Source organism: Pseudomonas benzenivorans, from assembly GCF_024397895.1.
Taxonomy (GTDB): domain Bacteria; phylum Pseudomonadota; class Gammaproteobacteria; order Pseudomonadales; family Pseudomonadaceae; genus Aquipseudomonas; species Aquipseudomonas benzenivorans_A.
This window is the reverse complement of record NZ_CP073346.1, coordinates 460,376-472,810: the sequence shown is the minus strand read 5'-3', so window position 1 is coordinate 472,810 and position 12,435 is coordinate 460,376. Positions and strand designations below refer to the sequence as shown.

The following is a 12,435-nucleotide window of genomic DNA, read 5'->3' as shown; positions in this document are numbered from 1 at the left end:
TAGTTAGCGAAAAAAGGTGTTGACTCTTTTTGGCGGCTCCGTAGAATGCGCACCCATCGAAGGCACATAGCTCAGTTGGTTAGAGCACCACCTTGACATGGTGGGGGTCGTTGGTTCGAATCCAATTGTGCCTACCAATTCGATCCCGTCTAGCGCGGGGGTAAAAAAGGCGATCCGCAAGGATCGCCTTTTTTCGTTTGGGAATATTTTGAGGTAACGCAGTGGCGACTCAGGCCTTCAGTTCGGCGCTCGCCTGCATAAATTTCTCTCCCTCCTTTTTGGCCCCCTTTCGGTACTCATCGGTCATCTTTACATCGGCATGGCTCTGCAACGCTTGTGTGTATTCCTGCGGGTAACCCTGCTGCCTGTAAAGCCAAGCACCCGCGCTCGTATCTCGTGAAATATTGGACACTCTGCTTTAGGCATGGCGTCATAGGTTCTCGATCCATCTCGGGCCATCTTGAACGCCTTGGACAGATAGTCCTCGGTCACCGCATTCCATTGGCGTTTAGCGTTCAGCTGCTCACGCTTACGAGCTCTAGAATCAGGTATGGACAGGCGAGCGATCATGCCAGGCCCTCTTTGGGGCCATCGCGCAGGGCGCTGCCCCTACCGATTTCCAGGTGGTTCGGGTTGGTGTAGTTTTGGTTTTTGCCTGGTGAAATCTTTTGAGTTTTTTCCTTAAGGTCCATGGCGTCGTTTCATCAGGTCTCGATGTTCTCGGGCGAGCGGGAGCGGACCAGTGCCAGGCGGATAGCTTGTCAGTGTTCGCATGACCTAAGCTCGCCCAAAGGGCGACGAAGCCGAGCAACTTCGGGTCGAGGTTAGACAGTTTTTCTGTTCCGGGGCAGCCCACAATCCTTCGTATTGCACGCACCTCAGGGTGCGCAAGCGGCAGAGGATTCGGTTATGTCCATTAGTGTGTTCGACCTGTTCAAGATCGGTATCGGGCCTTCCAGCTCCCATACTGTTGGCCCCATGCGTGCCGCGGCATTGTTCGTCGGCGCCCTGCGCGAGCGGCGCATGCTCGAGCGCGTGGGCCGCGTCGAAGTGCGCCTGTACGGCTCGCTGTCGGCCACCGGGGTCGGCCACGGCAGCGACAACGCGGTGATCATAGGGCTGATGGGCGAGTGGCCGGACAGCATCGACCCGAGCCAGATCGGCGCGCGCATCGAGGCGCTGCGCGAGAGTGGCCAGTTGCAACTGGACGGCCGCCTGCCGGTGGCCTTCGACTGGCAGCGCGACATGCTGCTGCTGGACGAGAACCTGCCCTATCACCCCAACGCCATGACCCTGACCGCGTTCTGCGGCGAAGGCCGCGAACTGCACGGCGACACCTACTATTCGATCGGTGGCGGCTTCGTGGTCGACGCCGAGCAGGCCAGCGCCGGTCAGCTCGACCAGGATAGCGCCCGGCTGCCCTACGACTTCTCCAGCGGTGACGAGCTGCTGCGCCTGTGCAAGCAGCACGGCCTGCGCGTGTCCCAGCTGATGATGGAGAACGAAAAGGCCTGGCGCAGCGAGGCGGAGATCCGCACCGGTCTGATGCGCCTGTGGCAGGCCATGCGCGACTGCGTGGACAACGGCCTGAAGCACGAGGGCATCCTGCCTGGCGGCCTCAACGTCAAGCGCCGCGCGGCCAAGCTGCACCGCAGCCTGCAGGAAATGAGCAAGCCCAACGTGATCGGCTCGACCCTGAGCGGCATGGAGTGGGTCAACCTGTTCGCCCTGGCGGTGAACGAGGAAAACGCCGCCGGCGGGCGCATGGTCACCGCGCCGACCAACGGCGCGGCCGGGATCATCCCGGCGGTGCTGCACTACTACGTGCGCTTCAGCCCGGCGGTGAGCGAGGCCGACGTGGTCGACTACCTGCTGGCGGCCGCGGCCGTGGGCATCCTGTGCAAGAAGAACGCCTCGATCTCCGGCGCCGAAGTGGGCTGCCAGGGCGAGGTCGGGTCGGCCTGTGCGATGGCCGCCGCGGGCCTGGCCGAGATCCTCGGCGCCACCCCGGAGCAGCTGGAGAACGCCGCCGAGATCGGCCTGGAGCACAACCTCGGACTGACCTGCGACCCGGTCGGCGGCCTGGTCCAGGTGCCGTGCATCGAGCGCAACGCGATCGCCGCGGTGAAGGCGATCAACGCGGCGCAGATGGCCCTGCGCGGCGATGGCGAGCACTTCATCTCCCTCGACCGGGTGATCCGCACCATGCGCGATACCGGTGCCGACATGCACGACAAGTACAAGGAAACCTCGCGCGGTGGCCTGGCGGTCAGCGCGGTCGAGTGCTGAGCCCCGCTATTCATTCGTTAGTGAGCCGATTGAAGCTCCATTGCCAGGCCGTTGCCGAGGAGATACCCCCATGTCCGCTTACCAGGCGCTGAAGCAGCCGGCTGAGGTTGCGATCCAGTCGATCGGCTTCTTGCTCACCGACAATTTCAGCCTCATCACGCTGGCCGCGGTGTTGGAACCGTTGCGCCGGGCCAATCAATTTTCCGGCAGCAACCTGTATCGCTGGCGAACCCTGACGATGGATGGCCGACCGGTGCGCGCCAATAGCGGCATGCTGGTATCGCCGGATGGCGCCGCCACGTCCGAGGACGATCTGGATGCGTTGATCATCTGTGGCGCGGAGAACATCCAGCGCCGCTGCGATCCAGAACAGATTCGCCTGCTTCAGCGGCACGCCGATCTAGGCACCCACCTGGGTAGCCTGGGTTCTGGCAGTTGGCTTCTGGCCAACGCCGGTCTGCTGGACGGTTATGAATGCTGCACAAGCTGGGAGTACCGGGTCGATCTGCAGGAAGCCTTTCCCGGCATTGTCCTCAGTACCCAGCATTTCGTTCTGGATCGTGACCGCTACACCGCGGGGAACGGCAGCGACGGGGCAGACTTGATGCTGCAGTTGATCATGCGCAGTCATGGTCCTGTCTTGGCCGAGGCGATCAGTGAAACGCTGGTGCTGGAGCGTATTCGCAGTGAGCAAGTGCCACAAAGATTGACGTTACGGCAGACGTTGGGCGGCTCTCAACCGAAGTTGCAGGAGGCGATCGGGTTGATGGAAGCGAATCTCGAGAAGCCTATCGAGCTGGAAAAGCTGGCCAATTTCGTCGGTTTATCCAGACGGCAGCTTGAGCGACTCTTCTGCCAGTACATGCACTGTTCCCCGTCGCGATACTACCTGAAGTTGCGTTTGCTGCAGGCGCGACAGCTGCTGAAGCAGACGGCTCTGCCAATATCGAACATCGCGGTAAGTTGTGGCTTTATTTCCGCGCAGCATTTCTCCAAGTGCTATCGCGAGCACTTCGGGTCAGCCCCAAGTGGCGAGCGACAAGATCGTTCGCCGCGCTTGAGCGTGGCCATGCACTGAACCGCGCGACAATCGATTTTTTTGCCCGTCCTGTGCCCGCTCAGGACGGGTTTTTTTTGCGCGTGTGGAAATTTGGAAGGGGAGTGGAAACCGGTGGCCCTTGGCTTTCCTGCTGGCGCCTAAACGGAGCCCGGAAGCGGCGTGGACGAGCTGAGAAGCTCGCCAGCGCCCTGATCGCCAAGGCCGGGCTTGGGAGCGCCTTGCACAAATGAACCGAGCCAGGCAGGCGCAGCGGATCTGACCAATTTCGGGTCGGAAACGTACAAAAATGGCAGAAGTGCATCTGGTGCAATGCTTTCCAACGGCTCGCCAAACCGGCGAATCGAGTCACTGGAAAACAAAAAGGATTCACGCCATGCAGATGCCCAAGACGATCCGGATTCAGAACGGCGAAAAGGTCAACTCCACCTTCTCCGCCCAGGAGTATGCCAACCGCCAGGCCAAACTGCGCGCCCACATGGCCGCCCAGGACATCGACGCCGCGGTCTTCACCTCGTACCACAACATCAACTACTACAGCGACTTCCTGTTCTGCTCCTTCGGTCGTCCCTACGCCCTGGTGGTGACCCAGGACGCGGTGGTCAGCATCAGCGCCAACATCGACGGTGGCCAGCCGTGGCGCCGCACCGCCGGCACCGACAACATCGTCTACACCGACTGGCAGCGCGACAACTACTTCGTCGCCATCCAGCAGGCGCTGCCGAAGGCACGCCGCATCGGCATCGAGTACGACCACATCAACCTGCAGAACCGCGCCAAGCTGGCCGACCGCTACCCGGACGCCGAGCTGGTCGACATCGCTGCCCCGTGCATGGGCATGCGCATGATCAAGTCCGCCGAAGAGCACGAGATGATCCGTCACGGTGCGCGCATCGCCGACATCGGTGGCGCCGCCGTCGTAGCGCTGCGTGACCAGGTGCCGGAGTACGAAGTGGCCCTGCATGCCACCCAGGCCATGGTGCGCGAGATCGCCCGCACCTTCCCGGACGTCGAGCTGATGGACACCTGGACCTGGTTCCAGTCCGGCATCAACACCGACGGCGCGCACAACCCGGTGACCACCCGCAAGGTGAACAAGGGCGACATCCTCAGCCTGAACTGCTTCCCGATGATCGCCGGCTACTACACCGCGCTGGAGCGCACCCTGTTCCTCGACCACTGCTCCGACGACCACCTGCGTCTGTGGCTGGCCAACGTCGAAGTGCACGAGGCGGGTCTCAAGCTGATCAAGCCGGGCATGCGCTGCAGCGATATCGCCCGTGAGCTGAACGAGATCTTCCTCAAGCACGACCTGCTGCAGTACCGCACCTTCGGCTACGGCCACTCCTTCGGCACCCTCAGCCACTACTACGGCCGCGAAGCCGGGCTGGAGCTGCGCGAGGACATCGACACGGTGCTGCAGCCGGGCATGGTGGTGTCCATGGAGCCGATGATCATGCTGCCGGAAGGTCGTCCGGGTGCTGGTGGCTACCGCGAGCACGACATCCTGATCGTCAACGAGCAGGGCGCGGAGAACATCACCAAGTTCCCGTACGGGCCGGAGAAGAACATCATCCGCAAATAACGCTCGTTTCAGGCGGTGCAACGCCGCCTGCTTGCAACGTTCCTGGATTACAAGGCGCAAAGGAGTAATGACCGATGCGCCCTGTTCCCTTAGGTGCTCCGCAGTTCCAGTCGTCGATCCTTTCTCCTCGTGCCCGAATGGGCCCGAACCGATGTCAGCCGCGAAGGCGGCGGGCGAACAGGCCCGCCAGCACTTTCGCCGACGTCGCCAAGGGAACGCCGCGCAGGCTCAGGATGCCAAGTGACATAGGCGGGGGCAGGGGCGCGACAGAAAACTGCTGCAGACCAGCACCAAACAAGGGGTCGCTGAGCAGCGTTTTCGGGCCGAAGCCTATGTAGTCGGTACGGCGCATCAGTTCGAGCATGAGGGTCAGCGAGGCACAGGACATTAAGTTCCTGGGCGCGTCGATGCCATTGGCCGCCAGCCATCGCAAGAAGTGGTTGCCCATGCTCCCGTCGCTGAGGTTCAGCACCCAGCTTGCATCCTTGAGTTCTGCCCATGTCTCAGCGCCCGCCAGCGGGTGTCCGAGACGACCGGTAGGCGCGGCATGGACATCGGCCAAAGGTTCGAAGATCACTTCGTAGGGCAAGTCGCGCGGGTTGGCCAGGGCGACGGCGAAGTCGAGTCGGCCTTCTAGCAGGCCCGGTAGCGCTTGGGTCAGCAGCCCCTCCTCGAGGCTCAGGGTGGCATCCGGTTGCGTGCGGCGGAACTCGGCCAGGATCGGGGGTAGGACCGTCGCGGCCACGAGCGGTGTGAGCGCAACGGCTACGCGTGCCCCGGCACCACCGCGCAAGGCGCGGATTTCCTCTCGTGCCTTATCGAGTGTGGCGTGTGCCAGGCGCGCGCGAACCAGCAGCGCCTGTCCCGCGGGCGTGAAGTCGATGCCCTTGTAGCTGCGTGTAAGCAACTCCGCGCCGACGTCCTCCTCGAGCTCGCGCAAGGCCTTTGTCAGCGCACTCTGGCTCAGGTTCATCGCCCGTGCTGCCGCGCGGATGGAGCCTGACTCGGCAACTTGGATGAGGGCTTTGAGCTGATGGTCCTTCATGGCGAAGATGATTCCATTTGGTTGTCACCTAGGAAAAAGTACTGCCTTACGTAGATCACTGCAAATTCTATTATCGGCTCATGAATACATTCGATCTCGATCTACCCAATGAAGCCGCGATGAAGTCCTGGCGGCGCACCATTCATCAGCATCCTGAGCTCGGCTTCAGCGAGTTTGCGACGAGCCGTCTGGTGGCTGAGTGCCTGACGCAGTGGGGCTACGAGGTGCACTGCGGCATCGCGGTGACCGGCGTGGTCGGGATCCTGCGCTGGGGCGAGGGCGGGCCGCGCCTCGGCCTGCGTGCCGACATGGACGCGTTGCCGATACAGGAACTGACCGGCCTGCCATGGGCGAGCCAGACACCAGGGCAGATGCATGCCTGTGGCCATGATGGCCACACCACGATGCTACTTGGCGCGGCGCAAGTCTTCGCGCGCATGCACCGGGAGGGACGGCTTCCGGGCAGCGGTACGTTGAACCTGATATTTCAGCCGGCCGAAGAACTGGGTGGCGGCGGCGGAGCACGGCGCATGCTCGACGAGGGGCTGCTCGAGCGCTTTCCCTGCGACGCGGTGTTCGCAATGCACAACTACCCGGGTGTCCCGACTGGCCACTTCCGCTTTCGGGCGGGGTCCTTCATGGCTTCCTCCGACAGGGTACTGATCCGTTTCAATGGCAAGGGTGGGCATGGTGCTTTGCCGCACCTTGCCGTGGATCCGATGCTGCCCGCCGCTGCGACCGTACTCGCTCTGCAGGCCATCGTCGGCCGCAACATCGACCCGAACGACGCGGCGGTCATCAGCGTGGGCCGCATCGAGGCGGGCAAAACCTACAACGTGATTCCCGAAACGGCCGAGATGGAGCTGAGCGTGCGGGCCCTGCGGCCGGAGGTGCGCGATCTGCTCGAGGCACGTATTCGCACCCTGGTCGAAGGCCAGGCAGCCGCCTTCGGCGTTGCCAGCGAAGTGCATTACGAGCGCGGCTATCCGGTCCTGGTCAACAGCGTGCGGGAAACGCAGCTCGCCGCCGAGGTGGCGCGCGAACTGGTGGGCGATGCCCGAGTCGTTGAGAACGCCCCACCGTTAAGTGGGAGCGAAGATTTCGCCTTCATCCTGCAGCGGGTACCGGGTTGCTACCTGCTCATCGGCAACGGCGACAACGGTTTCGGCGGTGGCGAGCACCTCGGCCCGTGCAGCGTGCACAACCCTCATTACGACTTCAACGACGACTGTTTGGTACCTGGCGCGGCCTTCTGGGTGGCGCTAGGGGAGCGGTTCTTCGGTGAGTGAATAGCTGTCGTCACTCGCTTTCATAACAACAAGTAAGCTCTATCGTGGAGATGACATCATGAGTAGGCAAAAAGCGGCCCCCCCCAAGCACCAGGTTATCGCAGCCGTGATCGGCAACGCGCTGGAATGGTACGACTTCATCGTCTTCGGCTTCCTCGCCGTGGTGATTTCGCGCCTGTTCTTTCCCAGCGAGAGTGAATACAGCTCGCTACTCATGGCCACGGCGACATTCGGCGTCGGCTTCTTCATGCGTCCGGTCGGCGGCATTCTGCTCGGCATCTACGCCGACCGCAGGGGGCGCAAGGCCGCGCTGCAGCTGATCATCGGCATGATGACGGTGTCCATCGCGATGATCGCCTTCGCCCCGCCTTATGCCGCGATCGGTGTCGCCGCACCAATGCTCATCGTGCTCGCCCGCCTGCTGCAGGGCTTCGCCACCGGCGGCGAATTCGCCAGTGCCACCTCCTTCCTGATCGAGAGCGCGCCGGCCAACCGCCGCGGACTCTACGGCTCCTGGCAGATGTTCGGCCAGGGCCTGGCGGTGTTCTGTGGCGCCGCCATTACCGCACTGGTTACCAACGGACTGACGCCGGAGGCGCTTGACTCCTGGGGCTGGCGCATCCCCTTCATCATCGGCCTGATCATCGGCCCGGTCGGTCTTTGGATGCGCCGCCACCTGTCGGAAACCAGTGCCTTCCTCGAAGCTCAGCAGGTCCCCAGGGAAAAGCAGTCGCTCGCCCGCATGCTGCGTAATCATCTGCGCGAGGTGATTACCGTCATGGGCCTCACCGTGTGCGGCACCGTCGGCTTCTACGTGATCCTTGTCTACATGCCGACCTTCGCCAATCGGCAACTGAACCTGCCGCTGACCGACGCCTTTACCGCCCAGGTCATTGCCGTCGCCCTGATGACGCTGCTGATGCCGGTATTCGGCGCGCTGTCCGACCGGCTTGGCCGCAAAGCCCTGATCATCGCCGCGACCGCCAGTCTGCTTGTCGCCCTGTATCCCTTGTTCAGCTGGGTCCATGCGGCACCGTCCTTCGCTCGCCTGATGACCATGCAGGTCGTACTGTGCACGCTGCTGGCCGCGTACTTCGGGCCAATATCCGCGGCGATGGCCGAGCAGTTCCCCGCCGGCGTGCGTTCCACCGGTCTTGCGCTCGCCTACAACCTGGCGGTGATGATTTTCGGCGGTTTTGCCCAGTTCATCGTGACCTGGCTGATCCATACCACCGGTCTGGCCATCGCGCCGGTGTTCTATGTGATCTTTGCTGCGGCCCTGGGCCTGGTTGCCGCCTTCTTTCTGGTCGACCGCACCCACGAGGCTCGTCTCGCGGTCGTCGATGATGGTGATCCGGTGCAACCGAGCCAGGCCGCCGTGCCCTCCAATCATGTGAGCGCTCAAAGCCTGTAGGGGCGAGCCATCGACCTTTCGGTGGCGGAGGCTGAGGTGTTAGCCGCCTCGAATGGCTTGAAGCGCATGCGCCGCCATCGCGATCCGAAGCGCCAAGGATTGGCGCCGTCCAGAAAATCACCTGTCGGAATAAAAACAATGAACCTCATCCTATTGCTTGGCTCGCGCCAACTCGCGAGTCTGTTCGTTCTGCCGTGCCTGCTGACGGCCACCGTGGCCATGGCGGGCGTCATCGACGACAGCAAGGCCAGCCTGGAACTCAGAAACTTCTACCTCAACCGCGATTTCCGCCAGGAGTCGGCGCGCCAGTCGAAAGCTGCAGAGTGGGGGCAGGGCTTCATCGCCCGGTTCGAGTCTGGCTTCACTGAAGGCCCGGTAGGCGTCGGCCTCGACGCCATTGGCGAGTTGGGGGTCAAGCTGGATTCCAGTCGCGATCGTCGTGGCACTGGGCTGTTGCCCTTCGATCCCGCCAGCAAGGAGCCGGTGGACGACTACAGCGAGCTGGGCTTGACCGCCAAGCTGCGCGCCTCGAAGAGCGTGTTGCGTCTGGGGACCCTGCAGCCATGGCTGCCGATTGCCATCTACAACGATACCCGTTTGCTCCCATCGACCTTCCAGGGCGGCATGCTCACGTCCCAGGAAATCGAGGGACTGACCCTCGACGGCGGCCGGCTGACTCGCAGCAATCTGCGCGACTCATCCGGGCGCGACGAGATCGGCTATGGCAGAGCCAGCAGCGATGCCTTTGATTTTGCTGGGGGCAGCTACGCAATCAATCCCCAGCTGGCCGTAAGCTACTACTATGGTCAGCTCGATGAGATCTACCGCCAGCATTACCTCGGCCTGGTCCATAACCATTCGCTGCCCGGTGGCTTCAGCTTGCGCAGCGATATCCGCTATTTCGACAGCCGCGGCGATGGCCGGCAGCGTGCGGGGGAGATCGACAACCGCAATCTCAACGGTATGCTCAGCCTCGGCCATGGCGCCCACAAGGTCAGCGCCGCCTGGCAATCCTTGTCCGGTGATAGTGCCTTTCCCTACCTCAACGGCGGAGCCGCCTACGTCGTCAACCTGGTGACCCTGAACGACTTCACCCGCGCCGGGGAGGAGTCCTGGCAGCTCCGCTATGACTACGACTTCGCCGCCCAGGGTATCCCCGGGCTGACGTTCATGACCCGCTACGTGGATGGTCGCAATGCCAGGACCGCGGCTGGTCGCAGCGGCGAGGAGTGGGAACGCGACACCGACCTGGCCTACGTCGTGCAGAGCGGCGCCCTGAAGGGCTTGAGCCTGCGCTGGCGCAATGTGAGCTTCAGATCGGGTAATGGGCTCGCGACGGATATCGACGAGAACCGGCTGATCCTGGGCTACAGCTTGGCGCTCTGGTAATGCGCGTAGCCGGATTGGGTGGATGAGGGGGGCTCTGTGTGCTTCGGCAGAATCGTCCTTCGCTTGAAAATGGATGCCGGTGGGCGCCTGAACGATGCTGCGCACAACCCAGGGCTAAGCTACAGCCATTGTCATCCGGAGAGGGCATAGGCTTGCGCTCCTTACTGCATTGCTGCCTGTCGGTCCTTTTGCTGGGGCTGTGGCTGGCGCCGCCGCTTTCGGGCGAACCGCTGCGGCTGTATTCCCAGGAGTATCCGCCGGTGAACTTCAGTGTCGCCGGCGAGCCGGCTGGTATGGCGGTAGAGGTGGTGCGCGAACTGGCGCGGCGCAGCGGCCAGCCGATCAGCCTGGAGGTGGTTCCCTGGGCGCGCGCCTATCGGGAAGCGCGCACCCGGCCCAACGCCGGGGTCTTTGTTGCCATGCGTACCGCCGAGCGCGAGCCTCTGTTCCAGTGGGTGGGGCCGATCACCGTAAACAGCACCGGTTTCTATGGGCTCAACGATTTCACACCGCGCATCGACACTCTGGAAGACGCCCGCCATCACGGCCAGATAGCCATCCCCCGTGAGTGGTACAGCCACCAATTGTTGCTTGCCGAGGGGTTCACCAATCTGCATCCGGTCCCCGGGCCGGACATGGTGGTGCAGATGCTCAAGCACAGGCGGGTGAAACTGATGGTAATGGACAACCTCGGACTCCCCGCGTACCTGGCCCGCGGTGGATTGCGCGACGACGAGGTAAAGCTGCTGTTCAGTTTCCTGCGCAGCTATAGCTACATCGCTTTCTCTCCTGAAACCGATCCGTCTGTGGTCGCTCGCTGGCAGGAGGAGCTGGATGGCATGAAGCGCGATGGCAGTTTCGCGACGATCCACCACAAGTGGTTGCCAGGTGCGGAGATGCCGGGGTTGCGGGCGCCGCCCTGAGCCGCTTGCGGCCGCTTGAGGTCTTGGTGGCAGCTCAGCGGGAGCAGGCTGCTGATGCGAGTATCGGCGGCGACGGGCAGATGGCATGTCCAGGCAGAGTGCCAGGCGTTCTCGGGCCGATTAGGTGGGTAGCGGCGCCCCCCGCTTCAGAGCGACATTCGACCTGGGGCGGGGGGCACTTCTACCTTCGCCGGGGCGTGGACCGGCTGGAGGAAAGAGTTCCGCTTCGTGGGCAGAACCCTGCCCAGTCCGCGATGAGTACCTGACCGCAACAATCGCAGGATTGGGCGAGGGCAAGATTACCAGCTCGCTGAAACGAGGCAATTGCGATTATCGAACTTTGGTTCGATAATCGCTCGAAATATGCTCCTGCGTTATCCCGGAGACTTTATGAGTGAAACGCGACCGATCCACACGCCTCTTGCGCCGCCGCCCTACGTGTCACCGGCCCAGCGGATTGCCGAATTCGCCGGCGATCCGAATTTCATGGCGTCCCTGGCGCGCGGCCTGGCGGTGATCAGCGCCTTCCAGGAGCGCAAGCGCCACCTGACCATCGCTCAGATCAGCCATCGCACGGACATTCCCCGCGCCGCCGTGCGCCGTTGCCTGTACACCCTCATGCAGCTGGGTTACGCCACCACCGATGGGCGCACCTACTCGCTGCTGCCGAAGGTGCTGACCCTGGGCCACGCCTACCTGTCCTCCACGCCATTGGCGGTGTCGGCGCAGCCCTACCTCGACCGCCTCAGCGAGCAGCTGCACGAGGCCTGCAACCTGGCCACCCTGGAGGGGGAGCAGGTGCTCTATATCGCCCGCTCGGCGATTCCTCAGCGCTTGATCTCGGTGGACCTGAGCGTCGGCAGTCGCCTGCCGGCCTACTGCACCTCCATGGGCCGCGTCTTGCTGGCCGCCCTGGATGACGACAGCCTGCGCGACTACCTCAATCATGCCGAACTGCAGCCCAAAACCAGCCGCACCCTGCATACCCCGGAGGACCTCTGGTCCTGCCTGCAGCAGGTTCGCCAGCAGGGCTGGTGCATCGTCGATCAGGAACTGGAGCAGGGGCTGCGTTCGTTGGCCGTGCCGGTACAGGACTCGGCCGGCCATGTGCTGGCAGCGATGAATGTCAGCACCCATGCCGGGCGGGTGTCGGTGAACGAGCTGGAAAAGCGCTACCTGCCGATAATGCTTAATGCCAGCCGTGAGCTGAGTGGCCAGTTGTTTCCGCCGCTCTGAATGAGAGTGGGGCTCGATAATCGCCCCCAATCCGTCGTGACGAATTGACGCAATCTTCGCGGGTTACTTATGGTGCGGAGCCGCCATCGCTGCCACGGCCGTTTGTCCATTAGTCGAGTTGTCAGCCGTGTATTGCATACACTCGAAAAATATCAGTTGGCGCAACGCACGGATGATCGTGCGCCTCACTAAAGCAACAACAAAACAA

General features: G+C 62.8%; 10 protein-coding genes and 1 tRNA gene. 9 read left to right on the top strand and 2 right to left on the bottom strand.

Features of this window, described 5'->3' with window-relative positions:
* Positions 1–60 precede the first annotated feature (60 nt).
* Positions 61–137, top strand: a tRNA-Val gene (locus KDW96_RS02050).
* A gap of 429 nt (positions 138–566) precedes the next feature.
* Here the strand turns inward: KDW96_RS02050 and KDW96_RS02045 are convergent.
* Complete coding sequence (locus KDW96_RS02045) at positions 567–692, bottom strand: hypothetical protein (protein ID WP_255838733.1); 126 nt, start codon at positions 690–692, stop codon at positions 567–569.
* 217 nt (positions 693–909) lie between these two features.
* Between KDW96_RS02045 and KDW96_RS02040 the strand changes: the two genes are divergently transcribed.
* From KDW96_RS02040 to creA, 3 genes are all read left to right on the top strand, one after another.
* A complete protein-coding gene (locus tag KDW96_RS02040; RefSeq protein ID WP_255838732.1) occupies positions 910–2,289 on the top strand; it encodes an L-serine ammonia-lyase in 1,380 nt (459 codons plus the stop codon).
* A 70-nt stretch (positions 2,290–2,359) separates the two neighbouring features.
* Positions 2,360–3,367 carry a GlxA family transcriptional regulator gene (locus KDW96_RS02035; RefSeq protein ID WP_255838731.1) on the top strand — a complete coding sequence of 336 codons (1,008 nt, stop codon included), beginning with the start codon at positions 2,360–2,362 and terminating at the stop codon, positions 3,365–3,367.
* A 355-nt stretch (positions 3,368–3,722) separates the two neighbouring features.
* Positions 3,723–4,931, top strand: coding sequence for a creatinase (creA, locus tag KDW96_RS02030; protein ID WP_255838730.1), 1,209 nt, complete (start codon positions 3,723–3,725; stop codon positions 4,929–4,931).
* A 154-nt stretch (positions 4,932–5,085) separates the two neighbouring features.
* On the opposite strand, the gene KDW96_RS02025 is transcribed toward creA, so the two are convergent.
* Positions 5,086–5,976: a LysR substrate-binding domain-containing protein gene (locus KDW96_RS02025; RefSeq protein WP_255838729.1), complete on the bottom strand. Its 891-nt coding sequence runs from the start codon at positions 5,974–5,976 to the stop codon at positions 5,086–5,088.
* An 80-nt stretch (positions 5,977–6,056) separates the two neighbouring features.
* On the opposite strand from KDW96_RS02025, the gene KDW96_RS02020 reads away from it, so the two are divergent.
* The 5 genes from KDW96_RS02020 to KDW96_RS02000 all read left to right on the top strand — a co-directional run bounded on the left by KDW96_RS02020 (position 6,057) and on the right by KDW96_RS02000 (position 12,227).
* Positions 6,057–7,265: a M20 aminoacylase family protein gene (locus KDW96_RS02020; protein WP_255838728.1), complete on the top strand. Its 1,209-nt coding sequence runs from the start codon at positions 6,057–6,059 to the stop codon at positions 7,263–7,265.
* 58 nt (positions 7,266–7,323) lie between these two features.
* Positions 7,324–8,679, top strand: coding sequence for an MFS transporter (locus KDW96_RS02015; protein ID WP_255838727.1), 1,356 nt, complete (start codon positions 7,324–7,326; stop codon positions 8,677–8,679).
* Between the two features lie 219 nt (positions 8,680–8,898).
* The gene (locus KDW96_RS02010) at positions 8,899–10,068 is read left to right on the top strand and encodes an OprD family porin (RefSeq protein ID WP_370295490.1); all 1,170 of its coding nucleotides are present in this window, start codon (positions 8,899–8,901) and stop codon (positions 10,066–10,068) included.
* A 152-nt stretch (positions 10,069–10,220) separates the two neighbouring features.
* Complete coding sequence (locus tag KDW96_RS02005; RefSeq protein WP_255838725.1) at positions 10,221–10,991, top strand: substrate-binding periplasmic protein; 771 nt, start codon at positions 10,221–10,223, stop codon at positions 10,989–10,991.
* 390 nt (positions 10,992–11,381) lie between these two features.
* The gene (locus KDW96_RS02000) at positions 11,382–12,227 is read left to right on the top strand and encodes an IclR family transcriptional regulator (RefSeq protein ID WP_255838724.1); all 846 of its coding nucleotides are present in this window, start codon (positions 11,382–11,384) and stop codon (positions 12,225–12,227) included.
* Positions 12,228–12,435: the final 208 nt, after the last annotated feature.